Annotated in this window: 18 protein-coding genes; 4 read left to right on the top strand and 14 right to left on the bottom strand. The window is 61.7% G+C overall.

The genetic code is table 11. From position 1 onward, the window contains the following. The first annotated feature begins 702 nt into the window (after positions 1 to 702). Both ACW6W5_RS03235 and ACW6W5_RS03240 read left to right on the top strand, forming a co-directional pair. Entirely contained in the window at positions 703 to 3,465 is a 2,763-nt protein-coding gene (locus tag ACW6W5_RS03235; protein WP_152150585.1) for a hypothetical protein, read from the top strand. A gap of 214 nt (positions 3,466 to 3,679) precedes the next feature. Continuing rightward, on the top strand, positions 3,680 to 6,172 hold the full coding sequence (locus tag ACW6W5_RS03240; protein WP_226956555.1) for an amidohydrolase family protein: 2,493 nt from the start codon (positions 3,680 to 3,682) through the stop codon (positions 6,170 to 6,172). Positions 6,173 to 6,561: 389 nt separating this feature from the next. On the opposite strand, the gene ACW6W5_RS03245 is transcribed toward ACW6W5_RS03240, so the two are convergent. The 14 genes from ACW6W5_RS03245 to ndk all read right to left on the bottom strand — a co-directional run bounded on the left by ACW6W5_RS03245 (position 6,562) and on the right by ndk (position 22,699). Beyond that, the gene (locus ACW6W5_RS03245) at positions 6,562 to 7,536 is read right to left on the bottom strand and encodes an XcyI family restriction endonuclease (RefSeq protein ID WP_152150582.1); all 975 of its coding nucleotides are present in this window, start codon (positions 7,534 to 7,536) and stop codon (positions 6,562 to 6,564) included. Then, positions 7,533 to 8,417, bottom strand: coding sequence for a DNA-methyltransferase (locus ACW6W5_RS03250; protein ID WP_152150580.1), 885 nt, complete (start codon positions 8,415 to 8,417; stop codon positions 7,533 to 7,535). Before ACW6W5_RS03250 ends, ACW6W5_RS03245 begins: the two co-directional genes overlap by 4 nt. 42 nt (positions 8,418 to 8,459) lie before the next feature. Further along, on the bottom strand, positions 8,460 to 10,025 hold the full coding sequence (guaA, locus tag ACW6W5_RS03255; protein ID WP_152150578.1) for a glutamine-hydrolyzing GMP synthase: 1,566 nt from the start codon (positions 10,023 to 10,025) through the stop codon (positions 8,460 to 8,462). Between the two features lie 110 nt (positions 10,026 to 10,135). Continuing rightward, the gene (guaB, locus tag ACW6W5_RS03260; RefSeq protein ID WP_123729717.1) at positions 10,136 to 11,593 is read right to left on the bottom strand and encodes an IMP dehydrogenase; all 1,458 of its coding nucleotides are present in this window, start codon (positions 11,591 to 11,593) and stop codon (positions 10,136 to 10,138) included. A gap of 268 nt (positions 11,594 to 11,861) precedes the next feature. After that, positions 11,862 to 12,743, bottom strand: coding sequence for a bifunctional methylenetetrahydrofolate dehydrogenase/methenyltetrahydrofolate cyclohydrolase FolD (gene folD, locus ACW6W5_RS03265; protein WP_152150574.1), 882 nt, complete (start codon positions 12,741 to 12,743; stop codon positions 11,862 to 11,864). 148 nt (positions 12,744 to 12,891) lie between these two features. Then, positions 12,892 to 14,718: a monovalent cation:proton antiporter-2 (CPA2) family protein gene (locus ACW6W5_RS03270; protein WP_121042164.1), complete on the bottom strand. Its 1,827-nt coding sequence runs from the start codon at positions 14,716 to 14,718 to the stop codon at positions 12,892 to 12,894. Positions 14,719 to 14,883: 165 nt separating this feature from the next. Further along, positions 14,884 to 16,020, bottom strand: a complete 1,137-nt coding sequence (moeB, locus tag ACW6W5_RS03275; RefSeq protein WP_152150571.1) for a molybdopterin-synthase adenylyltransferase MoeB — start codon at positions 16,018 to 16,020, stop codon at positions 14,884 to 14,886. Between the two features lie 73 nt (positions 16,021 to 16,093). Next, the gene (gene der, locus ACW6W5_RS03280; protein ID WP_121042160.1) at positions 16,094 to 17,485 is read right to left on the bottom strand and encodes a ribosome biogenesis GTPase Der; all 1,392 of its coding nucleotides are present in this window, start codon (positions 17,483 to 17,485) and stop codon (positions 16,094 to 16,096) included. Positions 17,486 to 17,497: 12 nt separating this feature from the next. Continuing rightward, positions 17,498 to 18,706 (bottom strand): outer membrane protein assembly factor BamB, encoded by a 1,209-nt coding sequence (bamB, locus tag ACW6W5_RS03285; protein WP_121042158.1) that lies wholly within the window; start codon positions 18,704 to 18,706, stop codon positions 17,498 to 17,500. Beyond that, on the bottom strand, positions 18,706 to 19,344 hold the full coding sequence (locus ACW6W5_RS03290) for a YfgM family protein (protein WP_019183086.1): 639 nt from the start codon (positions 19,342 to 19,344) through the stop codon (positions 18,706 to 18,708). The genes bamB and ACW6W5_RS03290 overlap by 1 nt, the downstream gene beginning before the upstream one ends. 59 nt (positions 19,345 to 19,403) lie before the next feature. Further along, on the bottom strand, positions 19,404 to 20,267 hold the full coding sequence (locus ACW6W5_RS03295; RefSeq protein ID WP_121042156.1) for a helix-turn-helix domain-containing protein: 864 nt from the start codon (positions 20,265 to 20,267) through the stop codon (positions 19,404 to 19,406). A 6-nt stretch (positions 20,268 to 20,273) separates the two neighbouring features. Then, positions 20,274 to 21,071 carry a type IV pilus biogenesis/stability protein PilW gene (gene pilW / locus ACW6W5_RS03300; RefSeq protein WP_152150569.1) on the bottom strand — a complete coding sequence of 266 codons (798 nt, stop codon included), beginning with the start codon at positions 21,069 to 21,071 and terminating at the stop codon, positions 20,274 to 20,276. Further along, complete coding sequence (rlmN, locus tag ACW6W5_RS03305; RefSeq protein ID WP_152150567.1) at positions 21,058 to 22,263, bottom strand: 23S rRNA (adenine(2503)-C(2))-methyltransferase RlmN; 1,206 nt, start codon at positions 22,261 to 22,263, stop codon at positions 21,058 to 21,060. The genes pilW and rlmN overlap by 14 nt, the downstream gene beginning before the upstream one ends. 10 nt (positions 22,264 to 22,273) lie before the next feature. Beyond that, positions 22,274 to 22,699, bottom strand: coding sequence for a nucleoside-diphosphate kinase (gene ndk, locus ACW6W5_RS03310; protein ID WP_008265389.1), 426 nt, complete (start codon positions 22,697 to 22,699; stop codon positions 22,274 to 22,276). Between the two features lie 321 nt (positions 22,700 to 23,020). On the opposite strand from ndk, the gene ACW6W5_RS03315 reads away from it, so the two are divergent. Then, complete coding sequence (locus ACW6W5_RS03315) at positions 23,021 to 23,683, top strand: TetR/AcrR family transcriptional regulator (RefSeq protein ID WP_121042150.1); 663 nt, start codon at positions 23,021 to 23,023, stop codon at positions 23,681 to 23,683. Positions 23,684 to 23,726: 43 nt separating this feature from the next. Next, positions 23,727 to 26,099 carry a 3-hydroxyacyl-CoA dehydrogenase/enoyl-CoA hydratase family protein gene (locus ACW6W5_RS03320; protein ID WP_152150565.1) on the top strand — a complete coding sequence of 791 codons (2,373 nt, stop codon included), beginning with the start codon at positions 23,727 to 23,729 and terminating at the stop codon, positions 26,097 to 26,099. The last annotated feature ends 31 nt before the right edge of the window (positions 26,100 to 26,130 follow it).

A 26,130-nucleotide genomic window follows, 5' to 3' on the forward strand; every position in this document is an offset into this window, starting at 1 on the left:
ACTTGAACAACATGGCGAGGCATCGAGAACGCATGACCGTGCGTCCAAACCCAAGTCAGATACCTGTTTACGTTTCCACGTCGGCACCGCATCCTTAACTGGTGCCGGCTTGCAAACCCCCGGTCTCTATGGCCAGCGCCGCGTGCGGTCATCAGCTCCACCAGTTCACTGACAACTATCTTTCTCGGTGTGGAAAGCGCGCTGTCCGTTCCCGAATGTGCGGGGTCACGCAGTTCAGCCCTACCAAGAATGTAGACGGCATGACAATTCGACAGAATCCACCGTTCTCCGTTGAAGACGTGATCAGCGACGACAGCAACCAATCACCCAACGTAAGCACTTCACAGTCTGCCTCCAGCGTATTCGCGAAGCCTAAGGCAGTGGTGGGACGCCGTGACCGCAAGATAAACTACCATATGCTATCGGTGCTCTCAGGTGCGGGTGCACCATGCAGCTGTAGCATCTCACCTGCCGAGGAAGCGCTGCATGCAGCCAGCCTCAAAGCATGATTCCCACATCAACCACGACTGAGCCGAGAGCCGCAAGCGAATCAGCCCCATAGACGTAGAGGCGGAGCTAGATCTCAAGCACAGAGAAGCAGCCAGGATCTCACACTGACACATGGCCCACTCCGCTTACCGTCGCAGCACGGTACGTCACCCCCAATTATCAACGATAGAACGCATCCAAGGGAATGAAACAATGAAGGAAAGCAAGAAGGAAATAGTTCTAAACCTCTCCAGAAGTGATACAGGGCTTGTCAACAATGCCGAAAGCCTCGTTCAGCGGGACGGACAGCAACGCCTTCAAAGGATAATAGAACGCCAGTTGCTCCAGATCGAGGAGATCGCCTCCAAGAGCTCGCTGATTCAAGCCAGTCGCACAGGTTCAGAGCTTAGCTACTCAAGACCCCATAACGCGATACTGATTGAGGGTGGCAGAGGCAGCGGAAAGACGACCTTCCTACTTAACTGCCTGGACGCTTTGGATCGAGCAAGCGGCGACTTTGCGGCGGTCGGAAAAAAGCTAAAGGTCCTACCCATCCTCGACCCAACGCTTATCGAAACCAAGCAGAACATAATCGTTGTCATTCTCTCAATGATAGATGAAGCGGTTCTGCATTGCGCCGATGAGGACGCGGCACTTGAAAATGCGCGCCAAGATTTGGCTGAAGGACTGAGCCTGCTCGATGGTATTGGCCAAGCGTCAGCTTACGGCGCCGAGTGGGAGGACGCCTCTTGGGTGATGAGTCGCGGCTTAGAGAAGGCAAGAAAGGGGCATTCATTCGAGAGAAAGCTAAACATCTATCTTGAGAAAGCTCTAGCATTACTGAAGGTGGACGCATTTGTCTTGGCGTTCGATGACGTGGACACCAACTTTTCACATGGATTTACCATACTTGAGACCATTCGAAAGTATCTAACATCGCCCAGGCTGATCCTGATGCTGTCTGGAGACCTGGAGCTATATGGGCGCCTGCTCCGCAGGAACATCTATAGAACTTTCGGCGAGCGCGTTCTTAGACACGACATCAGTATCCTGGAGAAAAGCAAACAGGATGTCGCCGGGACAATACTCGAACTTGAGGAGCAATACCTTCTCAAGGTCCTGCCGCCCCAGAATCGGATAGCAATGCTTCCTCTTGGCGGGCTAATCGAGCGCTACGACATTCAACTCGACGATGCCGAACCCGACGGGAAAGGAAGGGGGCGTGAGCCTGTTGCCCAATGGGCCAGCATTCGAATACGCGAACAGTTGCTGGAAACGAGCACAGAGAGAGGAGTTCATCCATTCTTTGACTTCGTTTCCATGGAGCACATGCGAATGGTCATAGGCTATCTGAGGGCGTTGCAAGTCGGGCCTGGAAGCGCCTCAAAGTTCAACGTCGAAGTTGATTCCCGCAAGGCTGTACTCACTGTTTTTGAGGCTAGACTACGCGCAAATGGGTTACCGCCGGATATCATCGATCGCGGAAGCTTCGACTACACGCTCCGTACGGCGTTTGAGTGGTTCTCTCGTCAAGATGATGCGCCTGAGCTGCTCCAGTTCAGCATTCCCGCTGATCGCAACAAAGCGGTTGGGCTGCACTGCTTGGGACTAGCGCTCGCGAGCTTCCTTAGCAATAGCCCAGGATCTTCACTTCGTGCACTGTTTGCGCTCGGCCTGCCATTGGCCATGATGCGTAGACCGGACCTCTCAGAAAGAACGATTCGCGCCTCGATAACTGGCTATCTTTGGAGTCAGTCGGCACCTTCCACGCCCGAACTTGCCGCTCGCTTGGGCGCTATTGATCGCTTACCGCAAGATGTCGCCAAAGCGAGCGCCAGCTCCTTTGGCTCGGTCGGCGTCGTAAACAAGCTGACACGCGAAGAACTACTGAAGCGTCTGTATGGTCTGCCGAAGGCCATGAGCCAACCTACAGTCGCGGCCCTTGCAGCCGCACTAAAAGAAAAACAGAAGCAAAGATGGATCACCGCACTGATTGACGCCGGCGGTTCCAATCTTGAATTTGCGCATGGCGTAACTTGGTTCAGCATCGACGAACTGACTGGCGATGATCGGATCGGAGGCTTTGGCGGATACCTCAGCCTGGCTGTCGTTCGCCGTTTCACACAACGGGGCGAAGTGAACAGAACTTTGTCCGCACTTTCGCTGTTTGCGGCAATTGCGCAAATGATTCTTGATCCAGATGGAGATATACCTGACGCCTATACCTTCTCGTCGATAGTGCCCGCCCTTCGCAATACAAACGCTCAGATCGGCAAGAATGATCAAACTCCGGATGTGGAAGACTCAACCGAGAGCGATAACTTAGAGCACGACACCTCGATAAGCGCGCAGGACGATGACTTCAATGTCTTCTGCGCAAAGATGAACGCGTGGCGAACATTCTCGCAGATAATAAGCGATGGCGCTGGAATGTCTCCGGCAACTATCGGAAAAATCTCGCTGCGGCTACACGATGATCTGCTGGCGCTCGACGAGAAGGTTCCATCAACCTGGAAGACCGGGGAAATATTACACCGTCAAATCACTAATATTCTTCACGTCGTTGTCTCCTTGACCAGTGAACATATGGGCCGAAAGGAAAGCCCGAAGTCCTCCGACAAACCGCTTATCGACATACTGTCGCCGAGTCGAGGAACGAGCCTCCATCCAATGGCGGTAATTCTCCTGTCCTGCCCACTCGTCTGGGCATACTTGGAACCAAGTGAGTTCGGACAGCCGAACGCAAACGCCCATCGCTTGCACCGCAATGTTCGCGAAATATTGGAGCTGTGGCAGAAAAGCCGACCAACCGAGGCTAAAAGCAGCGAGACCAGCTCAGTTCGATTCGATAGTGCGTGGATGGATCCTCCCCGCATCAAAGTTCTCGCCAGAAGCAAGCAATCCAAAGCCGCCGGCACCACGGTTGAGATCAACGGATTCTACGATCTCCTTAACGTGGTACCCCGCTATGTGTAGCGCCGAAACTAAGGGGCCGTCGACCCACGAGGCAATGTTCGATGCGCGCGCCTTGGTCGATCTGACCAAGTGCGCCTTAGCAGATACAGACTCCATCCGCGCACTCGAAATGGAGCCGCAGGGTCGCAAAGTCACATCATTAGAATCGTCAAACCGAGCGCGTGACGCATGGTCCTTCTGGGCTCAATGCCATGCGTCTGGACGGTTTCGTCAAATGCGCAAGCTCCATCCTACGCTCACTGACGAGGCGGTCGAGAACAGGATTGCAAGGTCTGTCCGACGCCTTCAGTCCAAGACTGTCAGCTTGGCAAACGGACGCCAGGTAGGTGCTGTTGAAGCACACTCCGGCAGCGGCTCGAAGCAGTTTCGGCTCTCCCTGCCAGATTTACTCGGACAGCTAGCATCAACTCTTCTCTGCGAGGGACGCGATGGTTCGATCCGCGTTCGCACCCAGCACCTGTCTCTTTGGCAGGATCTTATACTGGTCGTTCCCCCGCTACTGATCACCTCTGCGTTCATTGCCGATCGGATTGATCCGGCAGTGATGAATTCACCTCGGTACTCTGATCATCAGATCCTGAACAAGAAGCTATCCCGGTGGCTTTGCGACTCTACGCTACCGATCGATGATGACCCGTTCCTAGACCATCTAAGTGCAACGGAGGGATTCGACGAAACCCACATGCACCTCAACGGTACTACAGAGGCGGAGAAAGTATGGTGCGACGCACTCGAGCGTCCGCAACAAGTCGTCGGTCGATTAGTATTACGACCGCAAGGGCGCGATAGCGGCCTAGCGACCAGTATCGGTGATGGAGTTGCTGGCCTGTTACTTCAGGAGGACAGCACACTTACGGCCGATAAGCTTATGCAACGGACCCTTGATGCAATCGAGCTCAAGACCTGGCTACTGCAATCCCTTTCGCTCACCACGGGAAAGGAAGCCAAACCTCCCGGCAAGCCCAGCGTGTCCACCGTAACAGACTACCGAAGCGCACGAAACTCTCTCTTCGCATCGAGCCAAGCCAGCAAACTATCACGAATCGGAAGCGAGGCATGGCAGCTAGCGATTATCTATCAAGGCATTAAATCAGGAAAACTGGACAGCAGCCACCATGCCGCCCTCTGGAGATACGCACTACTGCGTTCTCAATTCTGCAGGCTATTGGTCCAACAATCCTCTAACAAGGGATTCGATCAGTTCCAGCACATTACTCTTAACGAGCTCCGAGAGGAGACAGAGAAGGCCTACGCTGAGAGATTTCGTCAAATTGAACGCGGACATCAGCGCGCAGTGGCTTATGTGGAGGGGCGATTTGCACCGAAGGCCTCGCCCAAAGCGACTGCAGACCTAGTTGGCCAGATACTGCGTGGCTATCTTGAATTCCTAACCGAAGACGCGAGCGGCACCGCAGCTCAACGGCGGCCGGTAGCCTACGGATCGCTTGCAGAGCTGCTTGCTCGAGTTAGGGAGTATGAGAGTGAAGACAAGTGCGACTGGCCCACTAATGCAAAATGTACAGAGACTTCAACCAGGCGACTTCGCCTAGGGCTCGTGCCACACTTCATCAAGCAGAGCAACGCCAAGGATAGAGATGCATTCTATAGTTCGCATACTATCCGCGCATCCTGCCGCGAGGCGAAGCTTCGACTTGATACAGATCAGCGGGCTCGAGCGTTGGTATCGTTAATTCAATGCACCCCAGGTCTAGAAGGACTAATACGAGGTGTGGATGCTGCCAGCAATGAGCGTCACGCAGGCGCAGAGGTTTTTGCCCCCACTTACCGTCGGATGCGCAGTGCGGGAGTGCTGCGCTTTACATACCACGCTGGTGAGGATTTCGCACATCTCGCCTCCGGGTTACGTGCGATCGCGGAGGCTGTACTTTTCTTGGAACTCGATTCAGGCTGCCGAGTTGGGCACGGCACGGCGGCGGGGCTTAACCCGAAGCGATGGTGGCGAAGCGTGGGCGGAGCCGTAGTCATGGCGGCAGAAGATCGCTTGGACGATCTCGTTGTGGCGCGCATGCTGCTCCTTCGATCGCATCTCTCCTCAAAGCAGATGCCACTCATTGAAGCAGAAATCAACCGTCTGAGCATGCGGATATGGGGCGACCCGCGCGTTACGCCAGAGATTCTGGCCGACGCGTGGCTGCTCAGATCACTAGACCCGCTCGTGCGCTCTACTCATCGTTTCGACGTTGACCCCCAAAAGAGAACTGAGGGATTGCTTCACTTTTCCGCACTTCATAGCGAACCCTTGGCGTACGCACACTTTTTACGTAGACATGGAGTGGGAGCGACTGCCGGAGAGCTGCGTTGCACACGAGAAGAAATAGTAGTTTTCCAGGACAGTGATGTTCTACGGCCGCGCGACTTGAGGCTAGTTCAGCATGCGGTATTGAAGCTCATGCATGATCGGCGGATAGCGATTGAGACACTACCAAGTAGCAATGTCCGCATTAGTATTCACGAGACCTATGAGCATCATCATGCCACTTACTGGCTGGGCGCTGCGAAGAGTGCTCCCACCGTTCCTGTGCGTGTTGTCGTGGGTACGGACGACCCTGGAATCTTTGCCACAAGTCTTCGCACAGAGTATGCACATCTTCAAAGGGCACTAGAGTTTCAGGCTAGGGAACACCGACTGAATGTCGGAGACATCCTTCGTCGAGTCTCCGCAGAATCGAAGCTGTATCGATTCTAAAAATAGAAGACTAGCCGCATCGAGCCCTATAACCGGACCGTTAGTTGCGCGTGGCTTTCCGGCAACCTGCTCAATGACGTCCAACAGATCCAAGACATCGCCGCTCGTTGGCTATGGATCTACAACCACGAGCGCCAAAACATAGCGCTCGGCATGAAAGCACCAATGCAGAAACTTGGACTCGCAGCGTAGTTTCACTTCGGCGAAAGTAAAAGCGGGGATTACCGCCCACAAAACTCGCCCGGCGGCATGAGCTTCACCGAATATCGTACCTCCCACGCGAGAAGCTCTACTTTAGGACTGCCTGACAGCGGGGAGGGAAGGATGCGAAATCATGGGCCAAAATGAGTCGCACGATGGAGGCCATCGCGCCCAGCACGCCCATTTTATTAAAAAGAAATTCCCACCATAGCAACAACATTTTGCTTGAAATCCTCGTACACCCTGCCAGACCTCGATTTTAGATCCGCCAGAGCATAGAAGGTATTGGTAGTCGGCGATTCGGTCTTAGCCTTTTCATAATCCAGCCTGGATACATTAATAACAGTCCAACATTCACGATATCCAGCCGCCTTCGCTTTCTGGTGACTCTTCTCGGCCTCACCAATTCGGTTGTGAATATTGGAATTATCAGTACCACTCTTCACCTCTATTGCCAATATTCGCCTAGAACTCTTATCTGGCATCATTTCACGAATAATAATATCTGGATCTGAAGCAAATTCGACCCACACCTTTCGGCCGCTATTATTCTTTACCTCAATAGCCTCGCGCGTGGTACTTACGATGGCTGGCTCAAGAATTTCCTGAATAATCTCGAATACCTCAACAATTCCCTTCTGACCCAACTTATTATTGACACCGCCCCGCATCTGAGGACCCACAGTCAATAGAGTGAGATCATCCAGACGATCAATCGTCAAGTCCTCTGGACTTAGACTTCCTATTAGATGCGAAGCAGCGCTGCACAGCGCGAAGCAAACTTCATCAACCGTTACCTTTGAACGAGCACTCAATCTTCCATCTATTTCCATAGATTTCATTGAGGCAACGCCAAACTCTGGGCCATAGAATTCTTTCTGACTGAACCCAAGCAGGAGTCGATAATAGCCCAAGAGATACGGGTTGGCTTCAAGTATCACCGGCACGGGGAAAACAAGTTCTCCACGCAAACCTCGAGAGGCAAGAGATGTAAGATCCCTCCCACTCACAAAGCGAGAGAGTTGCGCGTCAACTTCGACGATAGACAATGCGGATACGGTCTTAAGCAAGGCATCCTGCAGCCAAGTCTGGCGAAACTCACTGAGCCTCAAGGAAAAGGAGACTTGAAGTTCTGGGAGTGGGAAGCTGAGCTTGGTCTTCACGCGGCAGATATCCTTATCACGTTATGGAATACATCACTAAGGCGCTCCATCGCCAACTTTACATAAGAGGGATTAAGCTCAATTCCTGCGTATTTTCTGCCCTCCTCGTTGCAAACTAGTCCGACCGTACCTGCACCAAAGAACGGATCCAGCACGAAATCACCTTTCTTGGTACAAGCCCTCACGCATGGGCGCACTAGCTCGGGAGGGAACGTCGCAAAGTGCGCGCCAGCATATGCTTTCGTACTTATATTCCAGACAGTCCTCAAATTCCGCAATCCGCCACTCTCAGCTGGCTGCTTGACCGCATCAAAATCATAAAAATACTTTTCAGACTTACTGAACATAAACAAAAATTCATGCGAACGTGTAGGACGGTCCTTAACGCTCTCTGGCATAGCGTTGGGCTTATTCCAAATTACGTCTGTTCTCAAATACCAACCGTCGTCCTGTAGAGCAAATGCCAGCCGCCAAGGAATGCCCATCAGATCTTTAGGCTTAAGACCCTCCGGGGTATCTGGTCTTACCGACATTGCTCGGGCACGGTTTTTTTTGTCAACGGCACGATAGCCGCGGTTCCCGCTAGTGTAGCCATCGCCAATATTGACCCACAACGTCCCATCATCGGTCAGGACGCGCCTAACTTCCGCGAACACAGCAACCAACTTCTGTATGAACTGAGGCAATGTTTCTTCAAGGCCGATCTGCTCCTCAATACCGTAATCCCGCAAACCCCAGTAGGGCGGGGAGGTCACCACACAGCGCACACTTTTGGCCGGCAGACGGCGCAATACCGTAACCACATCGCCTTCAAATATTGTTGAAGCATCCAAGTTCAATCGTGCTTCGCGAGTTACTTTTTCAACAATAGGATTACTCATATCCACCCCTAACCTTACTTGCGCCTACAGCGCCAGCTACCACTACTCCCACTCAATAGTAGCCGGCGGCTTCCCCGAGATGTCATAAACAACCCGCGACACTCCCCGCAGCTCATTGATGATCCGGTTGCTCACCGTGCCCAGGAAGTCATACGGCAGGTGCGCCCAATGCGCCGTCATGAAATCGATGGTCTCCACCGCGCGCAGCGCAATCACCCACTCATACGCACGCGCATCACCCACCACGCCCACCGACTTCACCGGCAGGAACACCGCGAACGCCTGGCTGGTCTTGTCGTACAGATCGGCCTTGCGCAGTTCGTCGATGAAGATCGCATCGGCCTTGGCCAGCAGTTCGGCGTACTCACGTTTCACTTCGCCAAGGATGCGCACGCCCAGGCCCGGGCCCGGGAACGGATGACGGTAGACCATGCTGCGCGGCAGGCCGAGTTCGACGCCGAGGCGACGCACTTCGTCCTTGAACAGCTCACGCAGCGGCTCAACCAGACCCAGCTTCATATGCTCGGGCAGGCCACCCACGTTGTGGTGGCTCTTGATCACATGCGCCTTGCCGGTCTTGCTGCCGGCCGACTCGATAACGTCGGGGTAGATGGTGCCCTGCGCCAGCCACTTGGCGTTGCTCAGCTTGTTGGACTCTTCATCGAAGATGTCCACGAACAGGTTGCCGATGATCTTGCGCTTGGCTTCCGGATCGCTCACACCTTCCAGCTTGCTGAAGTAGCGGTCCGCGGCATTCACGCGGATCACCTTGACGCCCATGTGCTCGGCGAACATCGCCATCACCTGGTCGCCTTCCTGCCAGCGCAGCAGGCCGGTATCGACGAACACGCAGGTCAGCTTGTCGCCGATCGCCTTGTGCAGCAGCGCGGCCACGACGGACGAATCGACGCCGCCGGACAGGCCCAGGATCACTTCGTCATCGCCCACCTGTTCGCGCACGCGGGCGATCTGGTCGTCGATGATGTTGGCGGCGGTCCACAGGGTCTCGCAGCCGCACACGTCCACCACGAAGCGACGCAGCAGCGCCTGGCCCTGCAGGGTGTGGGTCACTTCCGGGTGGAACTGCACGCCGTACCAGCGCTTTTCTTCGTTGGCCATCGCGGCCACCGGGATGCGATCGGTCACGGCGGTGACGGTGAAGCCCGGCGGCGCGACGGAGACGTGGTCGCCGTGGCTCATCCAGACATTCAACTTCGGCTCGCCGCCGTGGTCGCTCAGGCCCTTGAACAGCGCATCCGGGGCGACGACGTTGACTTCGGCATGGCCGAACTCACGCTGGTCGGCCGCTTCGGTGGCGCCACCGAGCTGGGCGGCCAGGGTCTGCATGCCGTAGCAGATGCCGAAGATCGGCAGGCCGCTGTCGAACACTTCCTGCGGCGCGGCGGGCGCGCCCGGCAGCGTGGTCGATTCCGGACCACCGGACAGGATGATGCCCTTGGCCCCGAACGCGGCGATGTCGGCCGGGCTGTGGTCCCACGCCCAGATTTCGCAGTACACGCCGAGTTCGCGGATGCGGCGCGCGATCAGCTGGGTGTACTGGGCACCGAAATCGAGGATGAGGATCTTGTCGTTATGGATGTTGGTCATGGCGCCCTGGGCAATGCAGGAAAGAAAACAGGAAGCGAATATGAAACCGGCGGCCTATAGAGAAAGAGGAACGGGAATCAGCTTCCTCGTTCCTCTTTGCTCATGCCGCATCAGGCGCGGTAGTTCGGCGGCTCTTTGGTGATCTGCACGTCATGGACGTGGCTCTCACGTTGGCCGGCGCCGCTGATCTTGACGAACTTCGGCTTGCTGCGCATGTCTTCGACGGTGCCGCAGCCCACGTAACCCATGGTGGCGCGCAGGCCGCCCATCAGCTGGTGGATGATGCCGCCGACCGGGCCGCGATACGGCACGCGGCCTTCGATGCCTTCGGGCACCAGCTTGTCGGCGCTGGAGGCGTCCTGGAAGTAGCGGTCCTTGGACCCCTTCTCCATCGCGGCCAGCGAGCCCATGCCGCGGTAGCTCTTGTAGGAGCGGCCCTGGAACAGCTCGGTCTCGCCGGGCGATTCCTCGGTACCGGCCAGCAGGCCACCGATCATGATGGTGGAGGCACCGGCGGCGAGCGCCTTGCCGATGTCGCCCGAGTAGCGGATGCCACCATCCGCGATCAGCGGGATGCGATCCTGCAGCGCTTCGGCGACCAGGTCGATCGCGGTGATCTGCGGCACGCCGACACCGGCGACAACGCGCGTGGTGCAGATCGAGCCCGGGCCGATGCCGACCTTGACCGCGTCCGCGCCGCTGTCCAGCAGCGCCAGTGCGGCTTCACCGGTGCAGATGTTGCCACCGACGACCTGCACCTGCGGGAAGTGCTTCTTGACCCAGCTGACGCGGTCCAGCACGCCCTGCGAGTGGCCGTGCGCGGTGTCCACCACCAGCACGTCCACCCCGGCGGCGACCAGCGCCTCGACCCGGCGGTCGGTATCGCCACCGACGCCGACGGCCGCACCGACCAGAAGGCGGGTGGCGGTGTCCTTGGCGGCGTTGGGGTAATCGGTGTTCTTCTGGATGTCCTTGACGGTGATCAGGCCGCGCAGGGCGAACTCATCGTTGACGACGAGGATCTTCTCGATGCGGTTGCGGTGCAGCAGCTGCAGCACTTCATCGGAGGCCGCGCCTTCCTTGACCGTGATCAGGCGATCCTTCTTGGTCATGATGTGGCGGACCGGATCGTCCAACTCGGTCTCGAAGCGCATGTCACGGTGGGTGACGATGCCGACCAGCTGGCCGCCGCCGTCCACTACCGGCACACCGGAGATGTTGCGCGCCTGGGTCAGGGCCAGCACGTCGCGGATGGTGGTTTCCGGGCCGACGGTGATCGGGTCACGGATGACGCCGGCCTCGAACTTCTTGACCTTGGCGACTTCGGCAGCCTGCTGCTCGACGCTCAGATTCTTGTGGATGATGCCCATGCCGCCGAGCTGGGCCATGGCGATGGCCAGGCGGGCTTCGGTGACGGTATCCATGGCAGCCGAGAGGATCGGAAGCTTCAGCCGCAGGTCGCGCGTCAGGCGCGTTTCCAGACTGACATCCTTGGGCAGGATGATGGAATGAGCGGGGACGAGGGAGACGTCGTCGTAGGTGAGAGCTTCAGCCTGGATGCGCAGCATCGGCATACCCGAGATGTGGGGAAGCGCGACATTTTACCCTGATTCGGGCGTCATTGGCAGGGGGCAGGTGCGACGCTGTGTCGCGCCGGCAAACGTCGGTTCAGGACGGTGGAAGGCAGCCGAGAATGCCGCCAAAGCCAACCCGCGGTAGTGCCGGCCGCTGGCCGGCTCCCATGTAGCCCCGCCGTACCCCATGAGGTTGCCGGCCAGCGGCCGGCACTACAGGGCAGCTTTACGGGCTGCCGACCAGCGGTCGGCACTACCCGGTTCAGAAGGCTTCGGCCGCCTCGATGGTGTTCTGCATCAGCGTGGCCACGGTCATCGGCCCTACCCCGCCCGGGACCGGGGTGATCCAGCTGGCGCGCTGGGCGGCGGCCTCGAAGCCGACATCGCCGACCAGGCGGCCATCGTCCAGGCGGTTGATGCCCACGTCGATCACCACCGCGCCCGGCTTGACCCATTCACCCGGGACGATGCCCGGGCGGCCTACCGCGACCACCAGGATGTCGGCATTGCGCACCGACTGCTCCAGCACGTCCTTGGGGGTGAACTTGTGGCAGCTGGTCACGGTGCAGCCGGCGATCAGCAGCTCCAGGCCCATCGGGCGGCCGACGTGGTTGCTGACGCCGACGATGGTGGCGTTGCGCCCACGCACCGGCTGGTCGGTGTGGCCCAGCAGTGTCACGATGCCGCGTGGGGTGCACGGGCGCAGGCCGAACTCGCGCAGGGCCAGGTGGCCGACGTTTTCCGGGTGGAAGCCGTCCACGTCCTTGCGCGGGTCGATGCGGTGGATCAGGCGGTTGGCGTCCGGGATGCCCGGCAGCGGCAGCTGGACCAGGATGCCGTGGATCTTCGGATCGGCGTTGAGCTGGTCGATCAACGTCAGCAGCTCGGCCTCGGTGGTCCCGGCCGGCAGATCGTAATCGAAGGCTTCGATACCCACTTTCTCCGCCGCGCGGCGCTTGTTGCGCACGTACACGGTCGAGGCCGGGTCGCCCCCCACCAGCACCACGGCCAGGCCCGGACGGCTGCCACCGGCAGCCAGGCGGGCATCGACCCGGACCTTGAGGCTGTCCAGCAGGTCTTCGGCGATGCGGCGGCCGTCGAGAATGCGGGCGGAAGAAGCGGTGTCGGAAGTCGGTGAGCTCATCGAGGGCGGCAGGCGTGGGGGCGACGGTCGTCTATTGTCCCCGATTCGGCCCGCCCCGCCCACCAGTAGTGCCGGCCGCTGGCCGGCAGCCACGATCGCCCGGGCAGCGCCACCGGGTTGCCGGCGAGCGGCCGGCACGACCGGATCCTCATTCCTCTTCGGGCAACTCATCCGCGTTGAGCGTGCGCGCCTTGCGCTTGGGCGCGGTGAACGGCGTGGGCGTCGGCACGCCCGGCAGGGAACTGCCGTAGACCATATGCGCCCCGGCGATCAGCCCACCACCGGCCATTTCCAGCTCGAAACGCTCGGCATCGCGGCGGCGGATTTCGCGCGCGATGGTCGCGGCATCTTCTTCGTCCAGGCCGAGCTCGATCAGCGCAGCCTCACCGAAGGCCACCGCGGATTCAAAGGTTTCGCGGATCTGGAAATCGACACCGGCGTGTATCAGGCGCAGTGAGTGTTCGCGATCGAACGAGCGCACCAGCAGCTTGGCCTGCGGGAATTCGTGCGCGACCAGTTCGACGATGCGATCGGCCTGCGCACTGTCGTTGACGCACACCGCGATCGCCCGCGCGACACCCGCGCCGGAAGCATGCAGCACATCCAGACGCGTGCCATCGCCGTAGTAGATCTTGAAGCCGAACTTCTCGGCGCTCTGGATCATCTCGATGTCGTTGTCGATGATGGTCACATCCACATCGCGCGCCAGCAGCGACTGACTGGCGACCTGGCCGAAGCGGCCGAAGCCGATCAGCAGCACGCTTCCAGAAAGACCATCCGCTTCCTCCACGCCATCCAGCGAGACTTCACGGTCCGGCATCAGCTTGTCGTGCAGCAGCACGAACAGCGGTGTCAGTGCCATCGAAAGCACCACGATCGCGGTGAGGTTGGCGTTGACCTGCACGTCGATCACACCCGCCACCGCCGCGGCGGAGAACAGCACGAAGGCGAACTCGCCGCCCTGCGCCATTACCACGCCACGGTCCAGCGCCTGGCGATGATCACTGCCGAGGATGCGCGCGACCACGTAGATGCAGATTGCCTTGGCAAACATCAGCGCGAATACGCCGGAGACGATCAGCGGCCAGTTGTTGGCGACCACGGTGAGGTCCAGCGCCATACCGACGCTGAGGAAGAACAGGCCGAGCAGGATGCCGCGGAACGGCTCGATGTCCGCTTCAATCTGGTGGCGGAAGGTGGATTCGCTGAGCAGCACGCCCGCGAGGAACGCACCCATCGCCATCGACAGCCCGCCCAGCTGCATCAGCAGCGCGGCGCCGAGCACGACCAGCAGGGCAGCGGCCGTCATCACCTCGCGCGCTTTGGCGGCGGCAAGGATGCGGAACAGCGGATTGAGCAGGAAGCGGCCGACCAGCACCAGGCCGACGATCGCACCGGCGGCGATGCCCACGGTGACCCAGCGCGAGCTCTCGCCCGCGTCGCTGTGCACCGGCGCCATGAACGCGACCACAGCCAACAGCGGCACGATCAGCAGATCTTCGAACAGCAGGATCGAGACGATCTTCTGGCCGGTCGGCAGCGCGATGTCGCCACGTTCGGCGAGCAGTTGCATCACCACTGCGGTGGAGGTCAACACGAACCCGGCGGCGCCGATGAAGGCCACCGGCAACGGGAAGCCGAGCAGCATGCACACGCCGGTCAGCACCGCGCCGCAGACCACGATCTGCAGCGTGCCCAGGCCGAAGATCTCGTTGCGCAGACTCCACAGGTGCGAGGGCCGCATCTCCAGGCCGATCACGAACAGGAACATCACCACGCCCAGCTCGGCGGTATGCAGGATGGCCTGCGGATCGGAGAACCAGCCGAACCCGAACGGGCCGATGGCCAGGCCCGCGGCGAAATAGCCCAGCACCGAGCCCAGCCCGAGCCGGCGGAACAGCGGCACCATGACCACTGCCGCACCCAGCAGGGCGACCACTTTCACCAGTTCACTGGCACCTGCTTCCACCGCCATGCGGTTGTTTCCCCGGACTGCACAAGATGGGTCAACGATAGGGCAAAGCGGTGAAGGGCAATAGCGCGGATGCTGCGTTTTATCGTGCTGAATTCAGAACGATGTTGAATCTGGACGCCACATCGTCCCGAAATCGCCGCCATAACGACACCGGAACCCGGCCCCTCAGGCGCTGCAGAACGCCGCGTAATCGATGTAGCCCGGAAATGCGCGCCCGGGCGCGCAGAGCGGACAGGCCGGGTCCGGCCTGAGCCGCGTCTCGCGGAAGCGCATGGCCAGCGCATCGAAGGTCAGCAGGCGGCCGATCAGTGGCTCGCCGATGCCGAGCAGCAGCTTGAGCACTTCGGTGGCCTGCAGCAGGCCGACCATGCCCGGCAGCACGCCGAGCACACCGGCCTCCGAGCAGTTGGGCGCGAACTCGGGCGGCGGCGGCTCGGGGAACAGGCAGCGGTAGCAGGGCGCGGTGCCGCGCTGGCGACCGGCATCGAACACACTGACCTGGCCGGTAAAGCGCTCCACCGCGCCATACACCATCGGGATGCCGTGCTGGAGGCAGGCATCGTTGAGCAGATAACGCAGCGGGAAATTGTCCGAGCCATCCAGGACCACATCGACGCCCTCGAGCAGCGCATCGATATTGTCCGAGGTGACCCGTGCCTGCACGGCCTCCACATCCAGCGAGGGATTGAGGGCGAGCAGGCGCGCGCGGGCGGAGAGCACCTTGGGCTCGCCGACGCTGGCATCGGTATGGATGATCTGCCGGTGCAGGTTGCTGCGGTCGACCACATCGTCGTCAGCGATGCGCAGGTGCCCTACCCCGGCCGCAGCCAGGTAGAAGCTGGCCGGTGCACCGAGGCCGCCGGCGCCGAGTACCAGCACGCGTGAGGCGAGCAGCGTCTTCTGGCCCTGGACACCCACCTGCGGCAGCAGCAGATGACGCGAGTACCGCTCGTTGAAGTCACGCTCGGCATCACTCTGCATCGGCTGCACCAGCGGCAAGCCGTCGGCGCGCCACGCGGTGGTGCCACCGTGCACGGAGGCGATGCGGGTGTAGCCGAGGCCGGCCAGGAAGGCTGCGGCCTGCATCGAGCGCTTGCCGCTCTGACAGATCAGGACGACCTGGCGGTCGATCGCCGGCAGGTGCGTGCTGGCTTCGGCCTGGAGATCGCCCTTGGCGATGCCGAGCGCACCTTCGGCCATGCCGGTGGCACGTTCGTGTGCCTCACGAATGTCGATCAGCAGCGCGCCGTGGGCGAGCCGCTCGCGGGACTGCGCCGGGGTGAGTTCGGGGATCGTGCTCATGCGGGGATTATCGCGCACGGGCGTGGCGGCCGCGCCAATGAAAAGAGCCGGCTTGCGCCGGCTCTTCTTTGCATCACTTGCCCTTGACGTGCTTGATCAAGCGCCGCTTGCGCTTGAGCTGACGTTCGGTGAGCACGTTCTTCTTGCCTTCGTACGGGTTCACACCCTCGCGGAAGATGAACTGCACGGGCGTGCCGACCAGCTTGAAGCGCTTGCGGAAGAAGTTCTCCAGGTAGCGCTTGTACGACTCCGGCAGGTCTTTCAGACGGGTGCCGTGGACGATGAAGGTCGGCGGATTGGAACCGCCCGGATGCACGTAACGCAGCTTGGACACGTGACCACGGATCGCCGGCGGCGGGTTGGTCTCGTAGGCCGTTTCCAGCGCCTTGTTGACTTCGCTGGTGCTGAACTCATGCGTTGCCGAGGCATGCGCGGCGTGGATGCAGCGGAACAGCTCACGCAGGCCCGAGCCGTGCTTGGCCGAGATGCGCACCACTTCCGCCCACGGCACGAAGCCGAGCTTGCGCGACACCAGCGCTTCGGCCTGCTCACGCTGGTAATCGGTCAGGCCATCCCACTTGTTGATCGCCACCACCAATGCACGGCCGGCATCGAGCACCGCACCGAGCACGCTGGCGTCCTGATCGGTCACGCCTTCGGAGGCATCGAGCATCAGCACCGCAACCTGGCACTGCTCGATGGCCTGCAGGGTCTTGATGACGCTGAACTTCTCGACCACTTCCTCGACACGCGCCTTGCGACGCAGGCCAGCGGTATCGATCAGGCGGTATTCGCGGCCGTCGCGCTCCATGTCCACCGCGATCGAGTCACGGGTGGTACCGGGCACTTCAGAGGCGATCATGCGCTCTTCGCCGAGCAGACGATTGACCAGCGTCGACTTGCCCACGTTGGGGCGGCCGACGAAGGCGATGCGAATGCGGTTCGGATCGGTGTCCAGGGTCTCGGTGGTGCCCTCTTCCGGCAACCGTTCCACGACCTCGTCCAGCAGATCATCCAGGCCCTGGCGGTGCGCGGCCGAGACGGTCAGCATTTCGCTGAAGCCGTAACGGGCAAATTCCGAACGCACGGTGTCTTCGTTCATGCCATCGATCTTGTTGATCAACAGCAGCGTCGGACGAGCCAGTCTGCGCAGCCAGGACAGGATCTCGTCGTCCATCGGGCCCTCACGGGCATCGACCACGAACAGGATCAGGTCCGCCTCGGCGGCGGCAGCGCGGGCCTGGCGGGCGGTAGCACCGGCCAGACCTTCTTCTTCACCGGCGATACCGCCGGTATCGACCACCAGGAACGGGTGGTCTTCATCAAGACGACAAACACCGTAATTACGGTCCCGGGTCACGCCGGGCTGGTCATGGACCAGCGCGTCGCGCGTACGGGTAAACGCATTGAACAGCGTGGACTTGCCGACATTCGGCCGTCCAACCAGGGCGACCAAGGGCAGCATCGCGGTAACTCCTTATTGTGCCAACCGGAACGCGGTCAGCTTTCCATCAACGTTCTGCACCAGCAGAATCCCATCGGCAGCTACCGGCTGTGCCAGGAGGGCGTCGCCGCCACTCTTGGCGCGCGCCGCGAACTCACCGTTATCGGTCCGCAACCAGTGCAGATACCCCTTGTAATCACCGACCACAACGTAATCGCCGTGGATGACCGGACCGGTCAGCGAACGACGGGCCAGGCCCGTCTGCGACCACATGGCCGAACCGCTGGCCTTGTCCAGGCCGAACACGCCGCCCTTGTTGTCGGTGACGAACACATTGCTCGAGGTCAGGGCCACGCCACCGGCGCCGCCATGATCACGTGCCCACAGCGGACGGCCGGTCGGGCCTTCGATCGCCATGGTCTGGTTCTTGAAACTGCTGACGAACAGCGTATTGCCTTCCAGCACCGGGGCGCCGTCGATATCGGCCATGCGGTCCAGCTCGGTACGGCCTTCGCCGTTGCCGACCATCTGGTCCCACAGCGTGCGGCCGTCCTGCATGGCCAGCGCGGCGATGGAGCCGTCGTCGTTGCCGATGAACAGCACGCCCGGGCCGGTGACGACCGGCGCGTTGCCACGCACGGTCAGTGCCGGCAGCTCGCGCGGGTTGAACCAGCGCTGGGTGCCATTCTCGGCATCCAGACCGGTCACGCGACCGTCGTTGCTGCGCACGAACACCATGCCCTGGCCCACGGCCGGCGCGGAGATCACTTCACCCGGCACCTTGGCACGCCACTTCTCAGTGCCGTCGGCCGCGTTCAACGCGATGACTTCGCCATCCAGCGTGCCGATGACGACCAGGCCGTCACCCACGCCCGGGCCACCGGACAGACGCAGCTTGGGCTGCTTCTTCACCTTGGCAGGTTCGTAGGTCCAGATCTTCTTGCCGGTCTGCAGGTCGATGGCATGCACGCCACCGTAGATGGCGGCCGCGTACACGCGACCATCGGCGACCACCGGGCCCTGACGGACACCGATGCGCTTTTCACCCTTGCCGACGTTGGCCGTCCAGATCTTGTCGACCTTGGCGGTGGCATCGAACTTGACCAGCTCGGCCGGTTCCAGTGCCTTCTTGGCCGCGGCATCTTTGCCGGCGAACCAGCCCTTCATCGTGCTGCAGCCGGTCAGGGCCATGCCCAACAGGGCAACCGTGGCAACGCGCTTGATCATGACCATCTGATTCATTACACCGACTCCGCAGGATCGGTGACGGTGCCACCGGCATCCGTCAACTTGGTTTCCAGCAGGCGCCGCTGGGGCGCTGCCACGTCCAGCGTCTTGAGCGCCTTCTCATACTGCTCGCGGGCGGCATCACGCTTGCCCTGCGCCATCAGTGCGTCGCCATGGATTTCCAGGCTGGCGCTGTCGGTTGCGGTGCCGAGCTGCTTGATCGCATCCTCGGTCTTGCCGGTGGCCACCAGCAGGCGCGCAACGCGCTGCTCGATCACCGGCTTGAATTCGGGGTCGGCCTTGATCGCGCGCAGGGTCGCCAGCGCATCTTCGTTCTTGCCGGCATCGACCTGGGCCTTGGCCAGCTGCAATGCGGCCAGATCGGCATAGATGTTGGCCTTGCCGCTTTCCAGGTCCTTCACACCCTTGGCGGCCTGCTCCAGATCCTTTTCTTCCAGGCTCTTGAGGACGATCTGGTATTGGACGTTGGCGCCGGCCAGGCTGTTGCTGTGCCGGGTCTGCCATTCTTTCCAGCCCCAGATGCCACCGATCGCGATGGCTACGCCAGCAAGGATGCTGACACCATTCTTCCGCAGCCAGCCGCGGACGCGTTCACTTTGTTCGTGCTCGTCGAGCAGGTCGTCGATCGCCATGCGTACTCTCGCCCCGCCCATGAGGAGGAGCTATTTGAATTGGATTGGGGAAACGCGGTTCAGTGCGAAACTGGGACCACGGAGCCGTCAGAGGATACCGTAAAGCGTGCCACGTTGGCTCGCTGGTACGGCGAAAGGTCGACGATAGTGCCGGCCTGCTGAACCTCGACCGCCGATGCATTGCCCAGCACCATGCGGGCCACCTGGCCTGGCGCGAAGCTGCGGGTCTCGCCCGACTTGATCAGGGCCTTTTCGACGGTGGTGCCGTCGGGCCCGGAAATATCCACCCAGCTGTCGCCTTTGAACTGCAGGCTCAGCGCGCCGGCCTGCGGTGCCGGCGCAGCGGCCGGACGCGGAACCGGGGTCAGCGATGCCAGATACGGCGCCGCCGGTGCCGAGGGCTTGGCCGCTTCGACCGCCGCCGGTGCGGCCGGGTCCGGGGTGTCCCCACCGGCCACCGGTACCGCCGCCGGGATCACATCCAGCGAGGCGGTGTTCGGGGTGGTCGCCGTGCCATCGAAATGGCCACGGGTGGCGAACCACACCGGGACGGCCAGAACCGCGGTGATACCGACATACAGGACACGACGCCCCAGGCTCTCGGCAATGCGCCGGGCCCGCGGGGTATGGGTGTGGCTGACCAGCTGCGGTGGCACGATCGGCCCGATATGCGCCTGCTCGAGGATCTCGCCGATGTCCACCTTCAGCAGACGGGCATAACTGCGCAGCTGGCCGCGCACGAAGACCGGCGCGCCGAGGCGCTGCCACTGTTCTTCTTCAAGGGACTTGAGTACCTGAACGGGCATGTGCAGCTGCTGCCCCACCGCCTCCAGGGTCAGTCCGGCCGCTTCCCGGGCCTGGCGAAGACGAGCTCCGCAACCGGCCGCAGTATCAAAAGCGTTCACAGTCTGGTCATCAATCACAATGCTTCAACCCCGGGGATTAGGTGCCGCATCCTGCGGAAATTCCTCATGAATTCGCTGCAGATAGCGACCGGATGCCACGCTGTCGCCAAGCCGCGCCTCGATTTGAGAGGCAAGTTGTAACACGGAACGTGTGGCCGGTGCAGCCGTCAAACGCCGTTGCGAAAAGGCCCGGGCCTCGAAATAGCGCCCTTGGGCGTACTCGTTGCGGGCCATCGACTCGAGCGCATAGGCATTGACGGGATCTATCTCAAGTGCCCGTCGCAGGTCCGGCACGGCCCGTTCGGGCTGGCCGGCGTCCAGTGCACAGCCACCGGCATTGGCCAGGGCGGACGCCGGGGTGGTGTAGCCCGGCGCCTGCAGCGCCCGGTCGAACCAGACCAGCGACTCGGCCGGCCGGCCATGAGCACATAGCCACGCGCCATAATTGTTGAGGACGTCGCCGCGCTCCGGGCCCAGCTCGGCGGCCTTGGCGTACAGCTGACCCGCTTCGGCCTGGTTGCCGCGCTGGGCGGCGATGGCTGCCAGCAGCATGTAGGCCTCGGGACGCCGCGCATCGATCTTCATGGCCGCCCGCACCCGCTTCTCGGCGGCATCCGGGGCACCCGCGCGCAGCGACTCGCCGGCCAAGACCATCTGGTCCTGGTAGTTCACGCGTTTGCGGATCTCGGGGTTGTCCCGGGCCTCATAGGTCGGCGCGACCTCGAGGGGACCGGACGGCGGTTTGATGCCTTGCTTGCCACAGCCGACCACTGCCAGCGCGAGGAAAACAACGGCTGGCAATCGGCAATCAGGCAGCGGCATCCCGGCCTTTCCCGTCCTGCAGCGTTTTATTGAACTCGGCCTGGCGGCGCGTGCGATCCATGACCTGGCCCTTGAGCTGGCCACAGGCGGCGTCGATGTCGTCGCCACGGGTGCGTCGCACCATCGTCAGCACCTTCGCATCGAGCAGGATCTTCTGGAAGGCGCGGATGTCGGTTTCGCCGGAGCGCTCATAGCGCGTGCCCGGGAATGGATTGAACGGAATCAGGTTGACCTTGCCCGCGTTCGAGGCCTGGACGGCGTTGTCGAACTGGCGCATCAGCCGCGCCAGCTGGCGGGCGTGCTCGGGCTGGTCATTGATGCCCTTCATCAGGGTGTATTCGAAGGTGACCGATTCGCGGCGCTTGTTGGCGCGCAGGTAGCGTGCGCACGAGGCCATCAGCTCGACGATCGGGTACTTCTTGTTGAGCGGGACCAGGGTCTCGCGCAGTGCATCGTTGGGCGCATGCAGCGACACCGCCAGCGACACGTCGCTCTCGGTGGAGAGGCGGTCGATCTGCGGCACCAGGCCGGAGGTGGACAACGTCACGCGCTTGTTGGCCAGGCCGTAGCCCAGATCGTCGCGCATCACGCTCATGGCGCGCACGACGTTGTCGAAATTCATCAACGGCTCGCCCATGCCCATCATCACCACGTTGGTGAGACGACGCTGCTTGTGCGGGATGTTGCCCAGATGGCGCGCCGCGACCCACACCTGGCCGATGATCTCGGCGGTGGACAGGTTGCGGTTGAAGCCCTGGGTGGCGGTCGAACAGAAGGTGCAGTTCAGCGCGCAGCCGACCTGCGAGGACACGCACAGCGTGCCGCGGTTCTTGTCCGGGATGTAGACCGCTTCGATCGCATTCTTGCCGTCGGTGCCCATGGCCAGCAGCCACTTGTGGGTGCCATCGGCGGAGGGCTTGTCGAACACGATGTTCGGGACCAGCACCTCGGCATGCTGCTTGAGCTTGGCGCGCAACGCCTTGCCGAGGTCGGTCATGTCATCGAAATCGGTGACGTAGTGATGGTGGATCCACTTCATCACCTGGTGGGCACGGTAGCGCGCTTCGCCGAGTGTCTCGGCGAAGAAGCGCTCCAGACCCTCGCGATCGAGGTCGAGCAGGTTCTGCTTGGCCACAGCCGGGCTCGAGACGAGCACGGATGGGATGGCGGTTGGCTGTACGACCTCGTTCACGGCATCACTCTCAGCGCGAGACGACTTCAGTCGCGGCGAAGAAGTAGGCGATTTCGATCGCGGCATTCTCAACCGAGTCCGAGCCGTGGGCGGCATTGGCATCGATGGATTCAGCGAAGTCGGCGCGGATGGTGCCTGCGGCGGCTTCCTTCGGGTTGGTGGCGCCCAGCAGGTCGCGGTGGGCCAGCACGGCGTTCTCGCCTTCCAGCGCCTGGATCATCACCGGGCCGGAGATCATGAACTCGACCAGCGCGTTGAAGAACGGACGCTCGCGGTGCACGGCGTAGAAGCCTTCGGCTTCACGGCGCGACAGCTGCTTGTACTTGGCGGCGACGACCTTCAGGCCGGCCTTTTCAAAGCGGGCGTAGATTTCGCCGATGACGTTCTTGGCGACGGCGTCCGGCTTGATGATGGAAAGGGTGCGCTCCAGCGCCATGGGAATACTCCGTTGGGCGGGCCACTTGATCGGCCCGAGGTTAGCATGAAAAAAACCCGCGTCAAAACGCGGGCTTAGCCTGATATACGTGCGCCAATTCTAACGTGTAACCCCGCCGTACGGTAGTGCCGGCCGCTGGCCGGCAACGCCCTGTGCGCCTCGGGTGATCGGCCTGTTCAGGCAATGGCGTGGTTGCCGGCCAGCGGCCGGCACTGTCGGGAGCGCGGATGAACGAACCCCCGTTTCTGCTGCGCCGCACAATGCGGTGACGCAACCGCAGGTCTAGTATCAAACAATCGTTTGATTGAACTGCCCTGCCCCATGGCCAAACCTGCCCACTTCTCCACCAAGGACCGCATCCTCGGCGCTGCCGAGGAACTGTTCGCCCTGCACGGGTTCGCGGGCACCTCGCTGCGCCAGGTCACCAGCCAGGCCGATGTGAACATCGCCGCGGTCAATTATCACTTCGGCTCCAAGGAGAACCTGGTCAACGAGGTCTTCCGCCGCCGCATGGATGAAATGACCTCGGCCCGCCTGGGCCAGCTGGAGGCTGCACGCCGTGAGCACCCCGGTGAGCTGCGCCCGGTGCTGGCCGCCTTCGTCGAGCCGGCCCTGGCGATGGCCCAGGACCGCCAGACCGGCGGCGCGTTCGTGCGGGTCATCGCCCGCGCCTACGCCGAAAAGAACGACAACCTGCGCAAGTTCCTTTCCGACCATTACGGCCACGTCCTGCGCGACTTCGGCAAGGCGATCTCCGCCTGCGTGCCGGGGCTGAGCAAGGAAGAGCTGTACTGGCGCCTGGATTTCCTCGCCGGCTCGCTGACCTACGCGATGGCCGACTTCGGCCTGATCAAGCGACCCGCCGGTGTCACCGAAGCGGCGCATCGTGCCCATGCCGCCCAGGAACTGATTCATTTCGCCGAAGCCGGATTCCGCGCCAGCGCGGCCTCGAGCGCTTCGACGACCTCCCTTTCCACCCCGTAGAGCCGGGCGCTGACCGGCTTCCAGACAACAAAGGCTTATCGACATGTCCAATTCCCTGCTAGTCCGCCGTGCCGCCGTGCTGGGTGCCGGCGTCATGGGTGCCCAGATCGCCGCCCACCTGACCAACGCCGGCGTCGACACGGTGCTGTTCGACCTGCCCGCCAAGGAAGGTCCGGCCGATGGCATCGTGCTCAAGGCCATCGCCAACCTGGGCAAGCTCAGCCCTGCCCCGCTCGCCAGCAAGTCCTACGCCGAGGCGATCACGCCGGCCAACTATGAAACGGGCCTGGAGCAGTTGCGCGACTGCGACCTGATCATCGAAGCCATCGCCGAACGGATGGACTGGAAGCAGGACCTGTACAAGAAGATCGCCCCGTTCGTGGCCGATCACGCCGTGCTGGCCTCCAACACCTCCGGCCTGGGCATCAACAAGCTCGCCGACGTGCTGCCCGAGCAGCTGCGCCACCGCTTCTGCGGCGTGCACTTCTTCAATCCGCCGCGCTACATGCACCTGGCCGAGCTGATCCCGGCGACCACCACCGATGCCGCCGTGCTGGAAGGCCTGGAAGCGTTCCTGGTCACCACCCTGGGCAAGGGCGTGGTGTATGCCAAGGACACCCCGAACTTCATCGGCAACCGCATCGGCGTGTTCTCGATCCTGTCCACCATCCACCACACGCAGGCCTTCGGGCTGGGCTTCGATGAAGTGGACGGCCTGACCGGCCCGCTGGTCGGCCGCCCGAAGTCGGCGACCTACCGCACCTCCGACGTGGTCGGCCTGGACACCATGGCGCACGTGATCAAGACCATGGGCGACACCCTGCCCAACGATCCGTGGCATGAATTCTTCACCTCGCCGACGTGGCTGGACGCGCTCATTTCCAAGGGCGCGCTGGGCCAGAAGACCGGTGCCGGCATCTTCCGCAAGGTCGGCAAGGACATCATGGTGCTGGACCTGGACAAGCAGGACTACCGCCCCGCCGACCGCGCCGCCGCACCGGAAGTGGTCGAGATCCTCAAGATCAAGAACCCGGCCGAGAAGTTCGCCAAGCTGCGCGAGAGCCAGCACCCGCAGGCGCAGTTCCTGTGGGCGACCTTCCGCGATCTGTTCCATTACAGCGCCTACCACCTGGCCGATATCGCCGAGACCGCGCGCGACGTGGACCTGGCCATCCGCTGGGGGTACGGCTGGTCGCTGGGCCCGTTCGAAACCTGGCAGGCTGCCGGCTGGAAGCAGGTTGCCCAGTGGATCGCCGATGACATCGTCGCCGGCAAGAGCATGAGCAACGCCCCGCTGCCGGACTGGGTGTTTGATGGCCGCGACGGTGTGCACGCCGCCGAAGGCAGCTACAGCCCGTCGCGCAATGCCAAGCTGCCGCGTTCGGCCCTGCCGGTGTACCAGCGCCAGCGCTTCCCGGATCCGCTGCTGGGCGAGACCTTCAGCCCGGGCGAAACCGTGTTCGAGAACGACGGCGTGCGCATGTGGCACGACGGCGACGGCATCGCGGTGGTCAGCTTCAAGACCAAGATGAACACCGTGTCCGACCACGTGCTCAACGGCCTGCAGGAAGCGATCAAGCGCGCCGAGAAGGATTACAAGGGCCTGGTGATCTGGCAGCAGAAGGAACCCTTCTCCGCCGGTGCGGATCTGTCCGGTGCGCTCGGCCTGCTGCAGGCCGGCAAGGTGGACCAGTTCGAAGAGATGGTGCACAACTTCCAGCGCACCAGCCAGGCGATCAAGTATTCGCTGGTGCCGGTGGTGACCGCCGTGCGCGGCCTGGCCCTGGGGGGCGGCTGTGAGTTCCAGATGCACAGCGCCAAGAGCGTGGCCGCGCTGGAAAGCTACATCGGCCTGGTTGAAGCAGGCGTAGGCCTGCTGCCGGCCGGCGGTGGCCTGAAGGAACTGGCCGTGCGCGCCTCGCAGGCCGCAGGTCCCGGCGGCGATGTGTTCGCCGAGCTGAAGAAGACCTTCGAAACCGTCGCGATGGCCAAGGTCTCCAACTCGGCGGTCAACGCCAAGGAACTGGGCCTGATGCGCGCGACCGACAAGGTGGTGTTCAACAGCTTCGAGACGCTGCACATCGCCAAGGCCGAAGTGCTGGCGCTGGCCGAAGGTGGCTACCGTCCGCCGATGCCGGCCCGCCGCATCCAGGTCGCCGGTGACGTCGGCATCGCCACGTTCAAGATGATGCTGGTCAACATGCTGGAAGGCCGCTTCATCAGCCCGTACGACTACGAGATCGCCGTGCGCATCGCCACCGTGCTGTGCGGTGGCGAAGTGGATCGCGGCACGCTGGTGGACGAAGAGTGGCTGCTGACGCTGGAGCGCAAGCACTTCGTCGAACTGGCCCAGCAGGAAAAGACCCAGGCCCGCATCGCGCACATGCTCAAGACCGGCAAGCCGCTGCGTAACTGACGGAAGAGAACGGTAGTGCCGGCCGCTGGCC

This window comes from Stenotrophomonas sp. IS26 (assembly GCF_054188265.1).